The 22,143-nt window shown below is 40.6% G+C and carries 15 protein-coding genes; 7 read left to right on the forward strand and 8 right to left on the reverse strand.

What is annotated here, in order from left to right; genetic code table 11:
• Positions 1-63 precede the first annotated feature (63 nt).
• Positions 64-1,710: a methyl-accepting chemotaxis protein gene (locus Q4557_RS12690; RefSeq protein WP_303413113.1), complete on the reverse strand. Its 1,647-nt coding sequence runs from the start codon at positions 1,708-1,710 to the stop codon at positions 64-66.
• Positions 1,711-2,000: 290 nt separating this feature from the next.
• Here Q4557_RS12690 and Q4557_RS12695 point away from each other — a divergent pair, with 290 nt between their 5' ends.
• From Q4557_RS12695 to Q4557_RS12710, 4 genes are all read left to right on the forward strand, one after another.
• On the forward strand, positions 2,001-2,699 hold the full coding sequence (locus tag Q4557_RS12695) for a DUF3334 family protein (protein WP_102437345.1): 699 nt from the start codon (positions 2,001-2,003) through the stop codon (positions 2,697-2,699).
• Between the two features lie 88 nt (positions 2,700-2,787).
• The gene (locus Q4557_RS12700; RefSeq protein ID WP_102476632.1) at positions 2,788-3,828 is read left to right on the forward strand and encodes a LacI family DNA-binding transcriptional regulator; all 1,041 of its coding nucleotides are present in this window, start codon (positions 2,788-2,790) and stop codon (positions 3,826-3,828) included.
• Positions 3,829-3,904: 76 nt separating this feature from the next.
• A complete protein-coding gene (locus Q4557_RS12705; protein WP_303413117.1) occupies positions 3,905-4,876 on the forward strand; it encodes a transporter in 972 nt (323 codons plus the stop codon).
• 30 nt (positions 4,877-4,906) lie between these two features.
• Positions 4,907-5,848 (forward strand): DUF808 domain-containing protein, encoded by a 942-nt coding sequence (locus Q4557_RS12710; RefSeq protein WP_303413119.1) that lies wholly within the window; start codon positions 4,907-4,909, stop codon positions 5,846-5,848.
• A 102-nt stretch (positions 5,849-5,950) separates the two neighbouring features.
• On the opposite strand, the gene Q4557_RS12715 is transcribed toward Q4557_RS12710, so the two are convergent.
• The 4 genes from Q4557_RS12715 to Q4557_RS12730 all read right to left on the reverse strand — a co-directional run bounded on the left by Q4557_RS12715 (position 5,951) and on the right by Q4557_RS12730 (position 13,273).
• Complete coding sequence (locus Q4557_RS12715; RefSeq protein WP_102437350.1) at positions 5,951-6,304, reverse strand: DUF805 domain-containing protein; 354 nt, start codon at positions 6,302-6,304, stop codon at positions 5,951-5,953.
• A 174-nt stretch (positions 6,305-6,478) separates the two neighbouring features.
• Complete coding sequence (locus tag Q4557_RS12720) at positions 6,479-8,977, reverse strand: glycoside hydrolase family 15 protein (protein WP_303413183.1); 2,499 nt, start codon at positions 8,975-8,977, stop codon at positions 6,479-6,481.
• A 72-nt stretch (positions 8,978-9,049) separates the two neighbouring features.
• On the reverse strand, positions 9,050-10,618 hold the full coding sequence (locus Q4557_RS12725; RefSeq protein ID WP_303413121.1) for an MFS transporter: 1,569 nt from the start codon (positions 10,616-10,618) through the stop codon (positions 9,050-9,052).
• Between the two features lie 495 nt (positions 10,619-11,113).
• Positions 11,114-13,273, reverse strand: a complete 2,160-nt coding sequence (locus Q4557_RS12730) for a glycoside hydrolase family 97 protein (protein ID WP_303413122.1) — start codon at positions 13,271-13,273, stop codon at positions 11,114-11,116.
• Positions 13,274-13,748: 475 nt separating this feature from the next.
• Here Q4557_RS12730 and Q4557_RS12735 point away from each other — a divergent pair, with 475 nt between their 5' ends.
• Positions 13,749-16,022, forward strand: a complete 2,274-nt coding sequence (locus tag Q4557_RS12735; RefSeq protein ID WP_303413123.1) for a molybdopterin-dependent oxidoreductase — start codon at positions 13,749-13,751, stop codon at positions 16,020-16,022.
• A gap of 24 nt (positions 16,023-16,046) precedes the next feature.
• Positions 16,047-16,589, forward strand: a complete 543-nt coding sequence (locus Q4557_RS12740) for a 4Fe-4S dicluster domain-containing protein (protein ID WP_303413124.1) — start codon at positions 16,047-16,049, stop codon at positions 16,587-16,589.
• 153 nt (positions 16,590-16,742) lie between these two features.
• Here the strand turns inward: Q4557_RS12740 and Q4557_RS12745 are convergent, their stop codons facing one another.
• Positions 16,743-17,186, reverse strand: coding sequence for a hypothetical protein (locus tag Q4557_RS12745; protein WP_303413125.1), 444 nt, complete (start codon positions 17,184-17,186; stop codon positions 16,743-16,745).
• A 187-nt stretch (positions 17,187-17,373) separates the two neighbouring features.
• Here Q4557_RS12745 and Q4557_RS12750 point away from each other — a divergent pair, with 187 nt between their 5' ends.
• Entirely contained in the window at positions 17,374-18,006 is a 633-nt protein-coding gene (locus Q4557_RS12750; RefSeq protein WP_303413127.1) for a molecular chaperone, read from the forward strand.
• 169 nt (positions 18,007-18,175) lie between these two features.
• Here the strand turns inward: Q4557_RS12750 and Q4557_RS12755 are convergent, their stop codons facing one another.
• Positions 18,176-20,167 carry an alpha-amylase family glycosyl hydrolase gene (locus Q4557_RS12755; RefSeq protein WP_303413130.1) on the reverse strand — a complete coding sequence of 664 codons (1,992 nt, stop codon included), beginning with the start codon at positions 20,165-20,167 and terminating at the stop codon, positions 18,176-18,178.
• Positions 20,168-20,243: 76 nt separating this feature from the next.
• Complete coding sequence (locus Q4557_RS12760; RefSeq protein ID WP_303413132.1) at positions 20,244-22,142, reverse strand: glycoside hydrolase family 13 protein; 1,899 nt, start codon at positions 22,140-22,142, stop codon at positions 20,244-20,246.
• Position 22,143 lies beyond the last annotated feature (1 nt).

The raw sequence follows: 22,143 nt of genomic DNA on the forward strand, positions 1-22,143 counted from the left end.
AACGCAAACCCGCTAATGTAAGTAGCGGGTTTACGTATTTTTTAGGCTTTAAATTAAAAAAAATTATGTTTTAAACTGACTCAAGGTCTGAGTCACATGTTGGCTGATGTGCTGTAATGACTGCGCGGCTTGGCTATTAGTTTCATTGGATTTAACCGCTACCTCAGTGAGATCTGAAATCGTGGTGATATTACGGCTAATTTCGGCGGTTACATGTGATTGCTCTTCGGTAGCACTGGCAAGTTGCGTGTTCATATCACTGATACTGGCAATCACGGTTAAGATTTCAGTCATGGCTTGTTGCGATTGTATTGCTTTAGTTTGTAATTGCTCAGATTGCAACTGGGTTTCAGTATTACTTTTTATGACATGTTCAACGCCATTGTGGATCTGAGAAATAATTTTATTAATTTCATTGGTAGAGGCTTGGGTACGGGTGGCAAGGGCGCGAACTTCATCGGCAACTACAGCAAAACCGCGACCATTTTCACCGGCCCGCGCAGCTTCAATTGCAGCGTTTAATGCTAATAAATTGGTTTGATCTGCAATGGCGCCAATGGTGTCTAAAATGCTGCTGATTTCAACTGAAGATTTACCTAAATCATGAGTAACGCTTTCAGCATTTTTAAGTTCAGTCACCAGTATTTGGGTTTCATGCACTGTTTGCTGCATAAACTGCTGAGACTGCTGCGCTTGTTGTTTAACGTTGTTGGCACCATCTGCAGCTTGATAGGTGTTTTGTGCCATGTCATTAGTGGTGGCTAACATTTGGTTAACAGCAGTGGCGACACTTTGGGTTTCGCGGTGTATTAGCTCCGCGCTTTGGTTGGATTCTTCCACGGCCACCAATAATTGCTGCGCATCGGTATCAAGTTCAGTACCTAGTGGTTTTAAGTTGGCCACCATAGTTGAAATTTTTTCGACGAATGCATTAAAGGCATCGGCCATTTTCGCCACTTCGTCATTACCACTGTTGTTTAAGCGCTTAGATAAATCACCTTCACCTTTTGCGATATCTTCCATAGCAGCAATGGCTGCATTAATAGGTGAAGTGATTGATACATTAAGCAGTAAAAAGAAGCCAAAAATTGGGATGGAGATTATGAACATAATAATTAAGTAATTAATAATCACACTGCCCATACTCTCATTTACATCAGCGGCGCTTGCTTGAGCGATAATGGTCCAGCCCCATTGAGGATAAAAATGCGCTTCAGCCAAAATTGTTGTAACTTTACTCGAATATCCTTCACTGCCTTGATAATCCAAATGGGCAGTTGTGTTTGTTTTAGCTTCAGTGATTAACTCAATAAAGGGCAGGCTGCCATCAGCTGCAATAAATGACTTTGCGCTGCGGCCCAAATTTGACTCGTTAGCTGGAAAACTGATTACGCTGCCTTCTTGGTTGAATACAATATAGGCATCATCTGTCAGGTAGCGGATATCATTGATAATTGAGAGTGCTTGCTCGGCTAATCTTTGATGATCATTAGTGTCATTATCAACTGTTAGCTTGTTAGCGCTCAGTGCATCAAGCATCGATACCGCCGTGGAAACTTGTGCATCAAGTTGTAGATGTTTTTGCTTTAATAAATTGTTGTACTGCTCATTAATCGAGAAGCTGGCAAAAATGACAGTACCAACAGCTGCTAGGCCTAGCATTATAAAAAGGCGTTTTAAAATTGTTAATTGCCGTAAAAAGGAAATCATTTTTGACCTTATGTATTTAGGTAAATATTTATGAGTAAAACATTGTCATAAATTGTTATATAAATAACAATTTATGTGGTTTTTTGTGAGCTAATAACGGTTTTGTACAAAATGATACATTTTTAGGTGGGGAAAGGTTTAATTATATTGATCTAAACCATTAAAAATATTTGCTTATATTGAGCATTTGTTGGTGCGGGTATTTATTTTTGCTAATAAAATGTTTTAGCTTTGATTTGTTCAGTGATAAGCCTAAAATGAAGCAATTTTAAAACAAGGCAAACATTGTTATGAATTCTCTGCAAGTCGTTACTACTGATGATATTTTACTCAAGTTATGTCACTCAGTAACCCATGTCCTCTCAAGCACCAGCGACAGTCAAGTGACTCATGCCGGTATGGTGCAAAACATCACTCGCACCTGTTTAAAACCTGATCTTGGCTGTTTTTCTATATTTGATGGTGGTTTTTCTGGCTTAGTGGTGATCAATTTTACCAAAGAAGCGGCTATAGAAATTTACCGTCGCTACATGCTTAACATGGGCATGCCTGAATCTGAACTAGCCATTTCACATACATCTGATGATGTTGCCAATGTGATGGGCGAATTAATGAATCAAATTTTGGGTAATTTCATTAAAACCATTTCTAAGGAATTACAAACCTCTATCAGTCAAAGCCAGCCTAAAATGTTGACTATCAATAAAGAGCTGACTATATCAATCGATACCAATTTAGATGAGGCCGTATCTCGAAGAGTTACCTTTAGAACGGCAGATAATCATATCTTTTATCTTGAATTTGCCATGGATAAAACGGAGTTTATTAAACTTAAAGAGTTTGCCATGGATGAAGATATAGACCCTGATGCTTTAATTGAAAGCCATGGCAATCGTGTTAACAAGCAGGCAGATTATTTGGCAGCAACAAGTGCTGCAGTTGCTGTTACAAATGAAGCTGATGATCTGTTAAGTGAATTAGGTTTATAAAAGTAATTAAACGGTGATTGTTAATGTCATTTTAGGTATAAACAATAACAGAGTACCTAAAAAACTATAATAAAGGCGTGATGCGAATATGACATCTAAAGCTACTTCAATTGATATTGCTTACAAAGCAGGTGTATCTCAATCGACTGTTTCTCGTGCGCTGAGAAATAGTCCCTTAGTCAATCTTGAAACAAGGCAACGTATTCAAGCTATTGCGAAAGAACTTAACTATAAAGTGGATAAAAACGCCAGTAATTTACGTACTCAAAATAGTTACACGCTGGCATTATTGATTTGTGAAGATCCCACTAACGATGAATCGTTAATCAATCCATTTTTCTTATCGATGCTAGGCTCTATAACCCGTGCTACGGCGCAGCAAGGTTATGATTTGCTGGTATCTTTTCAGCAGCTTTCTAGCGACTGGCATGCCGATTATGAAGACAGTAATAAAGCCGATGGCATTATTTTATTAGGTTATGGCGATTATGTGGATTATGGGCACAAACTACAAAAGCTGCTGGAGCAAAATACCCATTTTGTCATTTGGGGCGCAGAGCCTAACCACAAAGAAGTGTTATCAATTGGCTGTGACAACCAGCAAGGTGGGGTGATAGCCACAGAGCATATTATCTCGTTAAATAAACAAAACATTGCCTTTTTGGGTGATGCATCTGAGCATAGCCCAGAATTTAGAGACCGTTATCTAGGCCATGTTGATGCATTAAAAAAAGTAGGCATTAAAGCCAATAAAAATATTCAGTTTGATGCCATTAGCACTGAAAGCTCAGGTTTTGATGCGGCCATTAATTTATTGGATAGTGGCCATCCATTTGACGCTATTTTTGCCGCCAGTGATTTAATTGCAATTGGTGCGATACGCGCTTTAAAGCAACGGTGTGTGAGGGTACCTGAAGATATTGTTGTGGTTGGCTATGATGATATACCAGTGGCGAGTTTTGCTAATCCGGCGCTGACGACGGTTAGGCAAAATACTAAATTAGCCGGCGAGATCCTGGTAGAAAGTCTGCTAAAACTCATTCGAGGGAAAGAAGTGGCGCCGCAACTTATTCCGACTAATTTAGTGGTGCGTCAATCATGTGGTACTGCAGAGCAAGATCAAAGCTAATCAGATAAATACTGACGGATTCACACTTGACCAGCTATTATTTCATAACTGGTTTGAAATTATTATGGATAATAATGTGACATTTAAAGGTGTATTTTTGCTGGTCATTGAGACTCGACACTACTGGCGCCAGTTATTTTACTGGCCATTAAGCTGGCTATTGCTCATCCTCTTACTCATCGTACTGCTACTATTTCCACTATCAATTAAAGCCCAAGACCTTGAACCGAGAAGTTACACCAATATTCCTATTGGCATGCACTTTGTTGCCCTTGGTTATTTACACTCTGAAGGGGCATTATCGCCATCTCCTTCAGTTCCTCTCAAAGATGCCCGGCTCACACTTGATGCCGCGGTAGTGGGTTATGCCACAAGCTTTGCTATTGCGGGCCGTTCATCAAAACTAGACGTTTCTGCTTCACGAGTTTGTATGAAAGGCAGTGCAAATTACTTGGGCGAATTTGTAGAAGCTGATCGTTGTGGTTATAGTGATCCTAATGTACGGCTAACATGGAACTTTTACGGCGCTCCAGCCGTTGAAAAAAAAGACTTTGGGCAATATCGTGAAGGACTCGTAATGGGGACAAGCTTACAGCTGAGCATTCCTGTTGGTTCTTATGATGAAACCAAACTGATTAATGCTGGTGCCAACCAATGGGTATTTAGACCGGGCATTGGTATTTCTTATAAAGTAGGCGATTGGTATTACAGTGCCATGGGCTCTGTTCGTTTTTATAGTGATAATGATGAATTTTATAATGAGGTTTTACTTTCAAAAGACCCACAATATACTTTTCAAGGTCACATTATTTACAGTATTGCTCGTGGCCAATGGTTGTCGTTAAGCGGCAATTATTTTGTTGGTGGTGAAACGGATAAAAATGGTATTGATGCGAATGATAGTCAGGATAATTCGCGCTTTGGATTGACTTACTCATTGGCTTTAAATCAGCAACACAGTATTAAAGTGTATGCCAGTACCGGTGTTATTACCCGTATAGGTAACGATTTCGATACCTTTGGTCTATTATGGCAAATTGCCTTTTAACTGATTAGTAGAAATGACAAGGATGCCATTATGGCGGGTGCAAGCTTATTAGTTTTACTCGATGACATTGCAACAATATTAGATGATGTCGCCGCGATGAGTAAAGTCGCGGCAAGAAAAACCGCAGGGGTATTGGGTGATGATTTAGCGCTTAATGCGCAACAAGTTTCTGGTGTTGCATCAGAGCGTGAGTTACCGGTGGTATGGGCGGTAGCCAAAGGCTCTTTTAGAAACAAATTAATTCTAGTCCCGGCCGCTTTACTCATCAGCGCTTTTATTCCTTGGGCGATCACCCCTTTACTGATGTTTGGCGGCATCTTTTTATGCTATGAAGGCTTTGAAAAGGTGCACCATAGTTATGTACATCGTAAAGATAAAAAAGTGGCCGTGGCAGATGAACAAATTGTTGAAAAATCAAAACAAGATTTGGCCGCATTTGAAAAGAAGAAGGTTCAAGGTGCCATTAGAACTGACTTTGTCCTGTCTGCTGAAATTATAGCGATAAGCCTTGGTGTTGTTTCTCAAAGTAGTTTAATGAGCCAGTTTTTAACCTTAAGTATAATAGCAATAATTATGACTGTAGGGGTGTATGGCTTAGTGGCTGGCATAGTAAAAATTGATGATCTAGGCCTCTACCTTACCCAAAGAAAAGGTGAGGGCACATTAGTAAAAATATGGCACAAAATCGGTTTTTTGCTACTTGCAGCAGCGCCATATCTAATGAAGGGCTTAACCATTATTGGCACCATTGCGATGTTTATGGTGGGTGGCGGCATTTTAACCCATGGGATTCATATCGTAGGTGAACAAATTAGCCATATCGCTGTAATGGCGGGAGAGTTAGCTTATGTTGGCGTGATACTACAAGCTATTACGCCAAGCTTGTTAAACGCATTATTTGGACTCATTGCTGGTGGTGTCACTTTGCTGTTCATAAATGCTGGCTTAAAATTAAAACAGCAATTGAGTTAGCTTCAGGAGCTTGGTTTCTATATGGCAAATAAAAAAGCATATTGAAATTCAATATGCTTTTTTTTACTAACTTAGCTTTGTAATCATACTCGTTGTTCGATATTAGGCGTCAGTGTTAACCGCTTTAGGATTGGCGCCATAATCATTGTCTTCCTTACTATCTAAGCAGAAGAAAACAATAAGAGCGATAATACCAACTAGTGGAATTAAACCAATTAATAACCACCAACCAGTTCGATCTGTATCATGAAGACGTCTTACAGAAACAGCAATTCCTGGTATTAAAACAGCGATAGAATATAGTGAATATATAAAAACCGTGCCTAGAGCTTGATCCGCTAACATCAACACGATGCAGAAAATTAAATTAATTAGACCAAACATCCAATACTCTTTGCGTCTTGCTCGTCCTGAAAAATCAAAATATTGTTTTAAAACCTTAATATACCAATCCATGGGTTGTTCCTTAACCTTGTTTGTTTATTGTTTGGTTTGCAACAATTTGTTGCGAGAATAGTATTAACTACTTTAGTCAGACATACCAACAATTAAGCACGTTTTTTTGGCCTAAGTGCATAAAAAAGCCGCAAATTTTATTTGCGGCTTTTGAATGTATGTAAACCTTTGCGGTTATTTAGCCAGTTTGTCAGCCACGATAGGGTAATAGTCCCAAACGGCTTTATCTGTCATAGAGCGAACCAGTTTCACGTATTCTGCGTGTGTCCATGCAAGTGGTGTCGCTGAGTTGGTGCCATCGCCCATCGCGTAGTTATAACGCGTCGGGTTACCCACACCGTCCCAAGCTTGTTCTGGTAACATCATGCCTTCATTGGCAAAGGTTTCCATGCCTTGAACATAGGTGTTTATAAGCGCTTGATGGCTTTCAGTTGTCAGAGTGTCATTGGCTTTAGCTAACGCCAGTTCATAATGACCACGCTCACCGGTAAAGAAAGGCCATACGCGGCCACGTTGGTCTTCAGTATTCCCTTTTTCAGCATAACTTAAACCGCTAGTGATATCTTCGCCATAACCATCGTTACCATAGCGTCTAAAGCCAGGAATTAAACTGCCATCTTTGGCTTTAAATTCGTACTTAACTCTTAGGTTGTGCTCAAGGCTTGTGTTATCAATTAGCATAACGCTGTTTTGAATCACACTGTCATTAGCGACTTTCACGCCGTAACGTACTAGCTCTAAGAAACCGCCATCAAGAATGACTCTTTGATCAAGACCGGGTTTGCCATTGTTATCTAATAACTTGTCGGCATTGTTTGGGTTACCATTTGGGCTGATTCGAACATAATAAGGTTTATTGTCCTGAGTAAGCTCACCCGTTGTCGTCACCATTGTTGATTCAAGACTGGCTTCTAGCTTACGCGCCAGTTGTAGGTATTTATCAGCATCTTCATCTTTGGCCAGCTTAGCTAAATCACTTGCTGCGACCAGCCCTGCAATCACAGCGGCAGTGGTAGAAGGCGAGAAGCCCGCTTGTTCTTCCCAGCGTTCTTGTTGCGTACTTGGCGGAGTAATACTGGTGTCATTCCAATCTAGTTTTACATTGCCACCTGTGACTAAAAAATCTGCCGCGGGTTTAAGCATGTCGCTATACCATTGACTAATTTCAGCGTCAGTTAATACGCCCGCTTGCCATAATTTCCAACCAAGCATAATTGGCATTGCTGTTTGATCAAGCTGGACGCCAACCCATTCAATTTCACCATCGACGTGGGTTTTTTGTAAAAACCAGCCAGGTGTACCGACATATTCAGGTGTTTGTTGGCTGACTTGTACTTTCTTTAAATACTCAAAAGCCACTTTTGGGGTTTGTGTGTCACCCATGGCTAAAAATGCCATGGCGCACTGATAAAAATCACGTGGCCAAACCGCTTTATAACCTGTACTACCGACCTTAGCTGATACACTGTCACCCCAAGGATTAGACAATGAAGCTATAAGCGCCCCAGCATGGGTTTTATCTTCTTGAGCTTTTAGCACCAGTGCGCTGGTATACAGCAATTGACCGTTATCAGTGGTATTAGCACTCATGTCGTTTAATACCGGTAGCGAACTTAAGTAATCTTTCCAGCCGACATGTTTGTCATCGCCAAGGTAGGCACTTAATACCTTGTCATTGCCAGATTCAAGAGTGGCATCAACATTGGCTAAACTGCTTTGCTTATCATCACCAAAACCGATAGCGATGTTCATTTCTAGGGTATTGTTATCTTCTGCTGTGCTTAAGGTCGGATATTGAGCTGTAAGCGCAACATTGCCAATCACAGACTTATCGCTGCTGGTGGTGTTATAGAGGTTATTGAGCTGACCGTTGTCTTTTAGATCAACTAATCCATCAGATTTCCCGACAAAACCGGCACTGGCTTGAGTGAAGGCGACATCTGATTTTATGGTCATTACTGATGAGTCAGCATTATTGGTGTATGCCACTAACGCGCCATTTTCAATACTGGCGATATCATTGGCGCCACTATTATCTACATGTGGATTGGCATATAAGTGTGGGGTAATACCATCAGCAAAAGCGGTAAAGATAACTTTCATCATCATGCTGTCACGGTTTGGATCGGTAAAGATATGCTTTTCAATTTGGTACTGACCATTTTTAGCTTTATTGATCACTTTATAGGCTAATGATAATGGGCGGCCTTGTTCATCTTGATGTAAATATTCGATGCTACTGATGGTGTCTTCTTTTTCAGTATCAACAAAGCCATCACCAGTAATGATGAACTGCATTTCTTTTAACTGCGCATTGTGGATCAAGCCATACATGGTTTCTGTTAGCACACCTTGGGCTATGGAAAACCAGACTTTGCTGACTGGGTTGTCTGCTGTGCTTTGGTATTGACCGTTTACATAAGGCTCATAAGAGGTGCCAATACCAGTCTTACCAGAAAATGCCCAGGTTGGATCGATACCCGGAGCGCCGGGGGCGACTTGCTTAATGGTGGTGATCTCAGCCGCTGTTTCAATGGTTTGTTCTGGTGCTACTTCAGCGTCAGAGCAGGCTGATAATGCCAGTAATGAACCCGTTACAACAGCAGTATTGATCGCCTTAGCGACAAATGACTTTTTAAAACAAATTGTTTGTGAGTTATTAATATTTAACATTGCGTTCATGAATAACGTTCCCCAAATATTTTTAAATAATTTTTATAACTTAATGAGTTTTTGATTTTCTGTTTAAGCTTGTGAGCTGGGTTGATCGACAAATAACACCGCAATACCGGCAATAATCATAAATACCCCACCAGTGATTAGCGCAAAAATGGGTTCACCATCGAATAAGCCATTTAAAATAACACCTAAAACACTTGCTGCAAGTAACTGTGGAATAACAATAAAGAAGTTAAAAATACCCATAAATACACCCATCTTTTTAGGCGGTAATATGCCTGATAGCATGGCATAAGGTACGGATAAGATAGAGGCCCAAGCGATGCCGACACCAATCATTGGGATCCATAACATTTGTGGGTCTTTAATAAAGTAAAAGCTAATCAGCCCTAGTCCACCGAGTGTTAAGTTGATGGTGTGAGTAAATTTAATCCCGACGGCTTTAGCTAAAAAAGGAATCATCACAGCAGCAAGGGCGGCAAAGCCATTGTATGAAGCGAATAACATCCCGACCCAGTCAGCGCCGTCGTTATAAGCTTGTGAAACAACATCAGAGCTGCCGTAATGATAAGAGGTCACCGCTGAGGTGGTATAAATCCACATGGCGAAGAGTGCAAACCATGAGAAAAATTGTACTATAGCCAGTTGATGCATGGCTTTAGGCATATGAAATAAGTCATCAACGACGTTAAATACCATACCTAAAGAGTCACGTTTTTTACCCTTGACCCCAGCAAGTACCTTAGCGCAATAAAGCTGTAATGGGCCAAAAGCAAAGATGCCAATACTAAGAATAAATAACTGTTTGTCCCAACCGAGTCCATAAACTAACCCAGTAAATATCGCACCAATAGTCATCCAAACCAGTGCTGCTGTTTTATATTGCGTAGCGGTGCGGCTGCGAGTTTCATCAATACGGTCTTCTTGCTTAGCGGTTTGTTCATGTGCATGGAAGGCACTGATTTCTTCTGGCGAATATTCTTTGGTGCTAACAATGGTCCAACCCACAGCTAAGAATAATACTGCGCCACCAAAATAGAAGGCATAGCGAACTGAGTCGGCAATTTCACCCGCTGGGGCTGTATTGGCAACATCAAAGTAATTAGTGAGGATATAAGGTAGTGCTGAAGCGACAACGGCGCCAATGCCGATAAAGAAGCTTTGCATGGCATAGCCTTGAGTACGTTGACTCTTAGGCAAGTTATCACCAACGAAAGCACGAAACGGTTCCATAGCGATATTGATTGATGCATCCATAATCCACAACATGCCCGCTGCAATCCACAGCGTAGGAGAGTGCGGCATGACAAATAACGCCAGCGTGGTACAAATTGCGCCAATTAAGAAATAAGGACGACGACGGCCAAGCCCGTTCCAGGTGTTGTCACTCAAATAACCGATAATGGGTTGTACTATGAGTCCAGTCAGCGGAGCAGCAATCCAAAGAATAGGAATTTCGTCAATTTCAGCACCTAGCGTTTGGAAAATACGGCTGACATTGGCATTTTGCAGTGCAAAACCGAATTGGATCCCCAAAAATCCAAAGCACATATTAAAGATTTGCCAAAAGTTGAGTTCTGGCTGCTGACACTGCTGAGTATTTGTCGATGTTTGACTAATCGTATCGGTAGACATGTATCTTCCTTTTTATAGGTCGTTCAACTTCATGGCTGAACTCTTATTATTACGTTTGCTAATGTACTAGGTAAAAAAATGGCGAATACACATCTCCCTAAGACGGGTATTCGCCAAAGACCTGGTTTGAACTCCAAAAAGGCTGAAGTTAAAAAGGTACTTAAAACCTGACACAATCCGATGAAGGTGATGCGCCAGTAACGACCTAGCCCATTTCATCCACACAAGCAGAGGAGAAATTTAGCAGGTTTCATATTAGCCTTGTGTCGGATTTAGGCACAACCAATTACATACGTATTCATCATTTATGCACAACGAAAGCTGATCATATTTGTAACAGGAAGGGGGTAAATAGCGCATTAACCGATATTTGGTAGGTCAATGTAAATGAACAAAAACCTGATGGCAATGAACACAAAAAGTGAACATTGCAATACATCAGGTTTTATTGGGGGAAAATTGTTGTGTTTTGTCTTTAAAGCGCTTTAAAAGGCTTTAATTTAAGGCTTTAAAACGAATCGCAGTACCACCACTTTTCGCTAAAACTAGTGAGAGGGTGTCTTTCGACGTTACTTTTTTCGTTTCAATGACGTAATCATATGGGTTGGTTTCCCAGTTCGCTTTAGCGCCATCACGATATATTTGTGCTTCATATTGTTGGTTATTATCTAAAAATGATAATTCAACATCAAAACTGCGGGCTTGTTCATCAGTGAGTGCACCTAAATACCAATCATCACTGCGGCGGTCTTTACGCGCAAACGCGACAAAATCACCGACTTCACCAGCAACCGCAATACTCTCACTCCAGTCGGTGGGGACATCTTGAATAAACTGAAAGGCGTCAAGGCGTTCAACATAATTACGTGGTAAATCCGCCGCCATTTGAATTGGACTGTATAACACCACATACAAGGCTAATTGCTTAGTTAATGTTGTTTGCACCCGATTAACTGCATCTAAGCCTTCTGGTGCGAGATTAAATATCCCAGGGGTGAAATCCATTGGCCCTGACAGCATACGAGTAAAAGGCAGAATCGCAGTATGTTCTGGGTTATTGGGCGGAGTTCCCCAAGCGTTAAATTCTTGGCCGCGGGCGCCTTCTCGGGCAATCCAGTTTGGATAGGTGCGGCGCAGGCCAGTATCTTTAACGGGTTCGTGAGTATTAATACTAATGCCACGCTTTGCGGCTTCGGTTATACTGTGCAGGTATTCATTCACCATAAACTGGCCATCATGCCATTCATGGCGGGTAATACCGTTTTCATCAACACGCTTGATGTCACCCCCATCTGCCACATAACCCGTTTTGATTTGAGTTACGCCATGCTTTTTATATAAATCATAAGCATCACTCATTTGATTACGGTAATTCGTTACAGAACCTGAGGTTTCATGGTGACCAATTAAGCGCACGTTTTGTTTAGCGCCATATTCACTGACAGCATCAATATCAAAATCATCATATGGCTTGGTAAAATTAAACACATCGCCATTATGGAACCAACTGCCATCCCAGCCGACATTCCAGCCTTCAACTAATACGCCGTCAAAGCCGTACTTAGCAGCAAAGTCCATGTAACGTTTGGTTTCGCTGGTCGTTGCGCCATGTTTATCACCTGAACCCCAAGTATTTTCATTAAGATGCATTCCCCACCAAATCCCAACATACTTACCTGGTTCAACCCACGACACATCACCGAGCTTGTTAGGTTCGTTTAAGTTAAGGATTAAATCTGAATTGAGTAAACCAGTGGCTTTTTCGGCAATTTGAATGGTTCGCCATGGGGTAGTAAATCCAGGTTTAGTTTTGACTAAGATGCCATCAGACCATGGAGTTAAGTCGGCTTTTAAGGTGCCATCACGGCGTTGATCTAATACCATAGCGGCATAATCTGTTAGCGCCGCTTCGTGAATACTTAAATGAGTGCCTGAAGCGAGTTTATAAGTGAAGGGGGTATGAGCACGGTCGACTTTGTTTACCGTGGTGGTGTTATATAAGTATTCGTATCGATTCCAGCCGCGCCCCGGTATCCACCAAGCAGTCGCATTATGGGCATCAGGAATTGAAAACTCAGTTAGTTCATTGGTAATGTTTAAGGCGGATTTTGAGGCAAGGCCTTTTTGTGTTGGCACTTGATATCTAAAGCCTAAACCATCATCAAATACTTTAAATTCTACGATAAAATTGTAATTGCCGTTACTAAAGCTGGTGGTAAGTTTGTTGTGATGATCTTCAATCCATTCACGTTCGCCCCAAGGTTGTTGCCAGCGCGATTGATTGCTGTCAGTGGCAGATTTACTGATCTTAAAACCACTGCCAAATTCTCCCAAAGACTCAAAAACCAAACCCATTCGAGATGCGTTTACTACCTGTTCGCCGTTAAAGGTGACGCTATATTCCGGTCTATCAGCATCATCAGATAAGCTGACGGTAATGTTGTTACTGGGAGAGCTGATTGTCACCGTTTTTGCCTGAACTCCTGGCGTTATTCCTGACAGGACACAGCTAATGAATATGGAAAGTGCGCTGAGATTAAAAACCGACTGATATTTTGTTTTAGTTTTAGTTTTAGTTTCAGTTACAGGTGTGGTAGCAGCTGTTGATGCCGTAATAGACGGTAAATCAACTAATTTTGATGATACTTCGAGCATGGTGACTCCATATTATTATTCGAATTTTCCTTTCACATACTAGAGCGGTTAAACCAAGTGCTGCAATTTGTTGCATACGTATTCAATATTGAGGCGTTATTTAAGGCAAATATTTTAAATGCGTTGATTGCATTTTTTAGAATGCGTTTGTTTTTTATCCGATACTGGCCAATATCTAGAAAACGGATATTTAATCGAGGTTTTTATATTTGTATCGCTAAAGACATGCTATATCGCCCGCTAAAAAATCAATTTGAAATACATCTGTTATCTAGATGTTTTATAAATAGGCGGCTTGGTTTGATATGCAACAATTTAGTCGTTATGCGCAATAGTTATTTGTGATATCTGCAATTGCGATGAAGGTCAGTATTTTACTAATTGTTTGAGTAATAAGTGTTTTTTTAACAATGTTTGTTCTTGCTTAGCGCTGTGTTTGTTATGGTTTTATTGAAAAAATAATAAGGGAAATACCATGGCAATGAATAGACGTAGTTTTCTTAAGGGGAGTAGTGCATTTGCATTTTCTGCCAGTATTATGGGGTGTTCTAGTGATGATGAGAATATTGAAGAACCTCCAGTAGTAGAACCACCAATTGAAGTACCACCTGAAGAAGGCATTCCAGATGGTGTTTATCACACAACGTGTCCACGTAACTGCGGTGATAGATGTAGCTTGATGGTAACCACAAAAGATGATGTGGCAATATCAATCACAGGTGATACTACACACCCTGTAACAGCGGGAACCCCATGTGTTAAAGGTCATGCCTATTTACAGTCTGTGTATAGCCCAGACCGTATTCAACAACCAATGAAACGCGTAGGACCACGTGGCCCAGGTGCAAGCTTCGAACCTATTTCATGGGATGAGGCCTATAGTGCCATTGCAGGCCGCTTAAACGAGATTATTAACACCCATGGTGGTAATTCAATCATTCCTTACTCTTATTCTGGCTATAGTGGCATCAGTGCAGGCTCGGGTCCGAATCGGTTCTTTAACCGTATTGGTAGCCGTAACTTGGAGCGTAATATTTGTGCCAGTGCCGGTTATTCAGGAATGAGCTCTATATTGGGTGAGTTTTCAGGCCCAAGTCCAGAAGACTATGTGAATACCAAATGTTTTGTTTCTTGGGGTACCAATGAGCAAGCCACCAATATTCACCACCTTAAATTTATTAATGAAGCCCGTGATAAAGGCGCTAAAATTTTAGTGGTTAACCCGGCTAGAACACCTTTAGCTTCTCAAGCTGATATCTGGTTACAGCCGACTCCTGGTACCGATGCCACCTTAGTTGTGGGTATTAGTAAAGTGCTGATTGAAGAAGGTTTGCATGATACAAACTTTATTGAAGCCCATACCCAAGATTATGATGCGCTAGTTGCCCGTTTGGAAGAGTTTACCCACGAACAAATTGAGCAAGAAACGGGTGTTTCGAGAAGCGAATATCAAGCCTTTGCAAGAGCTTATGCAGGTGCTGAATGTGCCATGATCCGCATTGGTTATGGTTTACAACGTACTTTGAATGGTGGCCGAATGGTTAAAGCCATTCCAACGCTTGCAGCGTTAACCGGTAATATCGGCAAAGTGGGTGCAGGTGTTGTGTATCTTAATACTCAAGCTGGTGGGATGTTTGATTGGGCTTATTGTAATGCGCCGCATCTAACACCTGAAGATGCAGTAAGAGACACGGTCAATATGAATGAGATTGGCAGGTCGTTACTACCTGAAGATTATCAACATGAAGACGGTCAAATTGGTCCACTTGCTTTTGGTGAGCCGTGCGATCCAATTAAAGCAATGATTGTATATTCAAGTAACCCAATGGCAATTGCCCCTAACACTGATCTAATTGAAAAAGGCTTGATGCGTGACGATTTGTTCTTAGTGGGTATTGATTTATTCCAAACCGATACCATGGATTATGTTGATTACTTGCTACCGACGTCTAGTTTTATGGAGCAATCAAATCTCATTGATAGTTATCATTGTTATTACTCTAAGCATAGTGCGCAAGCCATTATGCCACTTTATGAATCTAAACCTGACACAGTCATCTTTAATGAACTTGCTAAAGCAATGGGTTTTGAAGATGCAGAGTTCAATGAGTCGATTGATGAAATTTTACGTAATACTTGGAAAGGTAATATTAGTTACGATGCGCTATTAGAGCAAAAGTGGGATAGCCCAATTGTACCGTATCCATTCCGTAAAGATTACGACTTCCCAACGCCAAGCGGCAAGATTGAATTTAAAGACACCAGCGGCAAGTACTTTGACCCTGAAAAATTCAATCCAGTAATTGATACCGGCACCCCTGAAAGCGATGCTGCTGATAATAAAGGGATGACCGATGCTGAAAAAGCGCGTGAGTTCAGATTAATATCACCAGCGCACCCTAAATTAAGTAATTCTCAATGGGCCAATGTTAAATATATTGCTGGGACATTACCTCAACATACTGTTTATATTCATCCTTTAGATGCTGGCAGCAAAGGGATTAATGAAGGCGATCAAGTGACGTTAACTGCAAGTCGCTATGGTAACCCGAGTGTACAAATTCAATATGTAGCAAGGGTTGAACCAATGACACCTGTGGGCACATTGTTTGTTTGGAAAAATGCCTGGAAAAAACTTAATGATAACGGAAGTAATACCGCAGTTAACCAGCTGGCAAACTGTGATTTAACTGATATGAACAACTGTTCTACCTTCCACTCAACCCGTGTCGATATTGCACTGGCGTAATTATAATCATTAAGGAACTTTCTAATGACTGAACAAAAAGTTTTTGTATTTCGCCAAGAAAACTGTGTTGGCTGTGAAGCTTGTACCGTGGCATGTCAGGCTGGCCGACAAGCGAATGAATTTGTCACCGTAAGAGATATCTCTCAAGGTGAAAAAACCAATCATTTAGGTAAGCAAGTTGCGGTATTTTTATCGCAATCTTGTCATCACTGTGAAGAGCCTATTTGTGTTGAAAAGTGTCCTGTTGGCGCAATGGTTAAACGCGATGATGGCATTGTCCATATTGACGAAACGCTATGTGTCGGTTGCGGAGCATGTCGTATGGTGTGTCCTTATGATGCGCCAAAACTTGACGCTAAGCGTGGTATCTTGTCTAAATGTGACATGTGTAAAGACAGGCTTGATGTCGGTGATAAACCATTTTGTGTTACCGGTTGCCCTGTGCAAGTGTTAGATGTGATGGATCAATCTGAAGCATTAAGTTTGCCTGGGGCAAGTTTAAATGGTGATGGCCATGAAGATTTAGGTACAGGGCCAACAACAGTATTTATTAAATTAAGAAGCTAAGACTAAAGACTTATTTTAAATGCCAACCCTAGGGTTGGCATTTTTATTTAAACAACAAAGTTGATAAATGTATTTGGCAGTGTAACAACAATAATGAAAAGTGTTATTAATGAAATGATAGGTAAATTTAAGTTATATTTAATAAAGCAGGGGCTAAACGGTAAATCTAATATTGGCGCGTTGATTTGATTTTATAATGTGTTTATCCCAGTTATTGGATAATTGAATAACTGATACAGCATGATTAATGAGTTCTTGTTGATGTGATTGATCTACCAATGCAGAAAACTCTCTGGCTAGCGCGATGATGATGTAATCATCTTTCGTTAATATTTCACCATTAAGACTGTTGTTGATCAAAATGCTGAAGCTATTGAAAAATATAGACATTAATTCCTGTTCACTCAAACGCTTAGGTAGATTGTCTACGCGTCTAAAGTCATTAATAACCATTAGGGAAATCTTTCTGCAAATGGTTTCTAGTGAGCTCCTTGGGTATGAAGAACTGACCCATACTGAGTGTGGCTTAAGGCTTACTTCTATAGCACTACTGAGTTCTGCAGCACGCCATCTTTCTTTAAAATTCATCAGTAACATAACTTTGCCTATATAAGCTGTAACACATCTATCTTACACAATATTCATAGACCGAATATTTACCTAAGTCACTTTTATTAAAATGTCATAATAATTGTTTAGATAAATAGGAACCTATCACAGATATTTATAATAACCTGAAATAAAATAATGTGAATTAAATAATTTAAACAAATGGAATTTAAACATGAACAACGATGAATACGTTAAAAATATGGCAGGAATGTTTAATTTTCTAGCTGAAGTATTTTATCAAAAACCAAGTGATGAATTAAAGGAAACTATTTCAACACTAGAGTTACCCTTATTTATAACAAAAGAAAACAATATAGATAATCACTTTAGGGATAAATTAGAGGCCTTAAAAAAGTTGAGTCAAACTTTGGTGCTAGATGACATTAAACAGGATTACAATGCCTTATTTATCAGGCCAAAAGGGAAACTTGCTTATCCATGGGGCTCAGTATATTTGAGCAATAATAATCGTTTGTTTGACCAGTCAACCCTGTTATTTATGGATTTTTGTAAAAAAAACCACTTGAACTTCAATTTACCACAACATCAACCAATGGATCATTTTGGTTTAATGCTAGTTGCACTGGTGTATTGCTTAGAGCTTGACTTGCAAGACGGTCAACAAAGAGTGAAAGAACTATTAGAACAGCACTTACTTAGCTGGAGTGACCGCTTTTTAAGCTTGGTGATTGAGCATAGTACAAGTCACTTTTATGGTGTTTCAGCCCAGTTATGCCAGCTATTGTTAACTGAGCTAACACTTAGCAAGGAGCTTGAGCTAAAGCCCGTCACATTGTACAAGTAAGCTGAACTGACATGCTTGCATCAAAGATGCTAGCAAAGATGATGAAAAAACCTGCAATAAGGTTAATTATTGCAGGTTTAAAGGCGCTTAGGCAGGTTTAAATCTTGCTAGCACGAATTAGCAGCACGAATTAGCAGCACGAATTAGCAGCACGAATTAGTAATACTAATTACCAGTTAATAACTAATACTTGAGATTCTAGTGGTTGCAGATTAATCGCTATGCTAGCTTGTTGCTTTACCACATTCATAGGATGATTTTCGTTAGCACCAATGGTCAGCAAGTCATCTAATTGATAGCTACCATCCTTGATTTGGGCTTTAGTGATTAATGCTCGAGGTAGGTGTAAGTTGATACTCGTAGCTTGGCTGTCGCTAAAATTACTGACTACCAGCATAAACTGCTCGTCGTTATAACGGCTAAAAGCAAAGGTGTTATCGTTATAGCCTTGTTGATTGGTTTTTTGGCTAGCGGAACGGTTAATAGTATCAAGCTCGAAGTACTCATCTTGCAGGGCTGGCGCCGTGTGACTTAAGTTAACCAAGGTTTGATAATATTTGCGCAGTGCTTTTTCAGCATCCGTTGATTGACCGCCATCAAATTTGCCGTTATTCATCCAACGTTGATGGGCCGGTACGCCAACGTAATCAAAAATACTGGTACGGCTGGCTTGGCCAAAACCGGCATCTTGCTCGGCTTTTTCACCGACATCTTGACCGAAATAAAGCAAGGTCGGAGAGCGACTTATGGTGGTAGACACCACCATCGCAGGCAAGGCGGCTTCGGCGCTGCCAGCAAAGTCGCCAGTATTAATTCGCTGCTCATCATGATTTTCTAAAAAGTTGAGCATGTGCTGCTCAATATCTGCAATTTTTGCTTGATCGGCTGCAATCTCAGCCGTCGACTTTTTACCATGGATAATGTCTTTTAATGTGTCGTATAAATCGACTTTATCGTACAGATAATCCATCTTTCCTAAATGAATATAATCACGGTAAAGACTTGGGTTATACACTTCAGCAAGTAAAAAAGCATTGGGGTTTAGGTGTTTGATATTACTGTTGAGATAACTCCAAAATTCAACTGGCACCATTTCGGACATATCATATCTGAAACCATCAACGCCTTTTGCTAGCCAGAATTCGGTGATGTGTTTAAATTTAACCCAAGAATCAGGGATATCGCTCAGTGGTTGAGTCTGCCAAAATTGGTAATGCTGCGCAGAAGACATCTGGGCATATTCACTTGGCAGAGTAGGGAAGTCGTAGCTGCCATCAGGCTTAACGCCATAGTTAACCTTAACGGTTTCATACCAATCATTGGCGTCTGGCTTGGCTAAACGTGAGCCATTACCGGTCCATTTAGCTGGTGTTTCAATAAACTGACCGTCAGCGAGGGGATGAGACTCACCGCCTAAGGGCTGATAGTTATCTTTGGCATCGGGAACAGAGAAACTCTCACCGACAATATAATAGAAGTTATTGTTTTTGTCGTATTCAACTTGAGTATTATCATTTTGGCCAAATTGACGATTTTTAGGTAACAGGGCTGCTTGAGTCGGATCATTTGCGTCTAATGATTGGTAATCTCTTGCTACATGATTCGGCACGATATCGATAATCACCTGCATGCCGTTTTGATGAGTACGTGATATAAGCGCTTCAAATTCAGCTAATCTGTTAGCCGGGTCATTAGCTAAGTCAGGGTTAACGTTATAGTAATCTTTTACCGCATAAGGTGAGCCAGCGCGGCCCTTTACCACATCTGGGTCGTCATTACTGATCCCAATGTCAGTGTAATTATTGATCAATGCGTGATGGGGTACGCCGGTATACCAGACATGGGTTGTCCCTAATGACTTAATGTCTTGCAGGGCTATATCGGTAAAGTCACTAAACTTGCCGACACCGTTGTCTTGTATAGTGCCCCAAGGCTTATTGGTAGTGTTGGTATTACCATAAAGACGGGTAAAAACCTGATAAACCACCGGCTTACCGGTTAAAGGTTGTGCAGCAGCACTTAGCTGCTCAGTACCGCTCTGTTTAACCGTCTCATTAATACTGGCTTTATCTGTGGCGCAACCAGCAATAACCATACTGACTCCCGTTAATACCAGGCCCAATTTTATCGGTAAACTTACGCTGAATTTTTGTAAATACATATGCTTCTCGTGGCAGATTTATATTATTTAACTAAAGGAGATTAACAAGCTTTAGTTATGATCTAGAGTTTAACCGTTATTTGATTAACTTAAGAATAATGACACCTTTTTCTTTTAATGTGAGCGGCTTAGTTAATGAATACGTTTGTTGTGTGATGATATCTTTAGCCACAGTATGTTGTTTAATCACTGGTGCGAAACGGCTTAAATCAAGCTGGTATTCTTGCTGATTTTTATTGTAAATAATCAATAAACTCTCTTTGTTGCCTGCTTGATTATATTCACGGGCTTGCAGGTAAACACCCTCTTTAGGAGCAAAGTGTTTAAGGCTGCCTTGTTGTATCGCTAATGAGTTTTTACGATAGTTTAAAAGCGCGCGATTAAAGGCAAGCGCATCTTGTTGTTGGGCGGACAAAGACGATGGCTTGAATACACTGAGTTTATCTTCAGCAAACCCGCCGGGTAAGTCACTGCGAACTAAACCGTCATTACGATCTTTTGTCGGACTTTGCATCAAAACTTCGGTACCGTAGAAAATTTGCGGAATGCGGTTACTGGTTAACACATAGGCCATGGCCATTTTATACAGGGCTAGGTCATTGTTCATCAGACTGTATAAACGGTTAGTGTCATGGTTACCTTCAAATAAAACTAAATCAGTAGGCTTGGCATAAACTACATCATTGGCGAGCGTTTCATATAGATTAATAAGTCCGCTACCCCAACTTTCTTCATCAGTTAAGCTTTTAATGAGCACCTCATAAAGTGGAAAGTCCATCATGCTCGGGGTATGTGAGACATAGCCATCAGCATTGTGTTTACCCGCCTGCCAGTAGCTTACTGTAATGGGGTTATCGCTCCATTCCTCACCAACAATATTAAAGTTGGGATACTCATCCATAATGGCTTTTGACCAAGTGGTTAAAAAGCCTTTATCTGCATAAGAGTAGGTGTCTTCGCGAATACCACTGAGGCCGGCATATTCAATCCACCAAATACTGTTTTGAATTAAGTATTTTGCCATAAACTGATCACCTTGATTCATGTCAGGCATGGTGTCAGTAAACCAGCCATTTTCGAATTCTGCAGTATCAGATGGCATAGCGTATGGATCTTGAACTGTGGTTCTGCGATGGCTGGTATACATGATGTCTTGAGGGTTTTGTTGCCATTTTTGTTGGCCATTTATCCAAGTTGAAGTTGGAAAATCAGCCATCCAGCGATGCCCCGAACCCATATGGTTAACAATCACATCTTTAATAATACCAATACCAAACTGCTTCGCTTCTTCTACTAAGGATTTGTATTCTTCGTTGCTACCAAAACGTGGGTCAATTTTATAAAAATTAGTGGTGTTGTAACCATGGTATGAATACTGGGCTTGGTTATTTTCAAGCAGCGGGTTTATCCATAACTGTGTGATACCTAGATCTTTGAAGTAGGGTAGTGACTGACGAATACCGAGAATATCACCACCATGTCGGCCATCTTTATCGTTACGATTGGCTGTTTCTAACATGTCTGGGTGATTATCGTTGTCAGGATTACCATTTACAAAACGATCAGGAGTGATGAGGTAAATAACATCTTTGTTAGAAAACCCTTCACGCTGCCGTGAATCTGCCGCTCGGGCCTGAATAGGGTATTCAAGGGTTTGAACTAGCTGATTGTTATCAAACAAACCTATTTCAAGGGTTTGCGGCTTTGCATCCTTTAAGTCTAAATCGATAAAAAGATGATTGTTACTTGCTGACTGATGAACCGCTTTAAGTGCCACATTGGCAGATTCAACAAGTTTGACCTCATAGGCGCTAATACCTTCGCCATAGACTAATAACTGCAATTGACTGTTTTGCATATCAGCCCACCAAGATTGTGGTTCAACGGTGACATTATTGATTTCAGCAGTAGCAGCAGCGCTAGTCATTAATACATTAACCATCAAGGCTAGCGGAGCAAGTTTTCTAATAGTCATA

It is taken from the genome of Shewanella sp. 5_MG-2023 (assembly GCF_030547465.1).
In the GTDB taxonomy this organism is placed as follows: Bacteria; Pseudomonadota; Gammaproteobacteria; order Enterobacterales; family Shewanellaceae; genus Shewanella.

Bases quoted from the DNA above. Each gene is read 5' to 3' on its own strand.
- Q4557_RS12730 (WP_303413122.1), bottom strand. From the start codon at position 13,273: ATGCTCGAAGTATCATCAAAATTAGTTGATTTACCGTCTATTACGGCA.
- Q4557_RS12755 (WP_303413130.1), bottom strand. From the start codon at position 20,167: ATGTATTTACAAAAATTCAGCGTAAGTTTACCGATAAAATTGGGCCTG.
- Q4557_RS12695 (WP_102437345.1), top strand. From the start codon at position 2,001: ATGAATTCTCTGCAAGTCGTTACTACTGATGATATTTTACTCAAGTTA.
- Q4557_RS12700 (WP_102476632.1), top strand. From the start codon at position 2,788: ATGACATCTAAAGCTACTTCAATTGATATTGCTTACAAAGCAGGTGTA.
- Q4557_RS12740 (WP_303413124.1), top strand. From the start codon at position 16,047: ATGACTGAACAAAAAGTTTTTGTATTTCGCCAAGAAAACTGTGTTGGC.
- Q4557_RS12745 (WP_303413125.1), bottom strand. From the start codon at position 17,186: ATGTTACTGATGAATTTTAAAGAAAGATGGCGTGCTGCAGAACTCAGT.
- Q4557_RS12715 (WP_102437350.1), bottom strand. From the start codon at position 6,304: ATGGATTGGTATATTAAGGTTTTAAAACAATATTTTGATTTTTCAGGA.
- Q4557_RS12760 (WP_303413132.1), bottom strand. From the start codon at position 22,142: ATGACTATTAGAAAACTTGCTCCGCTAGCCTTGATGGTTAATGTATTA.
- Q4557_RS12690 (WP_303413113.1), bottom strand. From the start codon at position 1,710: ATGATTTCCTTTTTACGGCAATTAACAATTTTAAAACGCCTTTTTATA.
- Q4557_RS12710 (WP_303413119.1), top strand. From the start codon at position 4,907: ATGGCGGGTGCAAGCTTATTAGTTTTACTCGATGACATTGCAACAATA.
- Q4557_RS12720 (WP_303413183.1), bottom strand. From the start codon at position 8,977: ATGTTAAATATTAATAACTCACAAACAATTTGTTTTAAAAAGTCATTT.
- Q4557_RS12750 (WP_303413127.1), top strand. From the start codon at position 17,374: ATGAACAACGATGAATACGTTAAAAATATGGCAGGAATGTTTAATTTT.
- Q4557_RS12725 (WP_303413121.1), bottom strand. From the start codon at position 10,618: ATGTCTACCGATACGATTAGTCAAACATCGACAAATACTCAGCAGTGT.
- Q4557_RS12735 (WP_303413123.1), top strand. From the start codon at position 13,749: ATGGCAATGAATAGACGTAGTTTTCTTAAGGGGAGTAGTGCATTTGCA.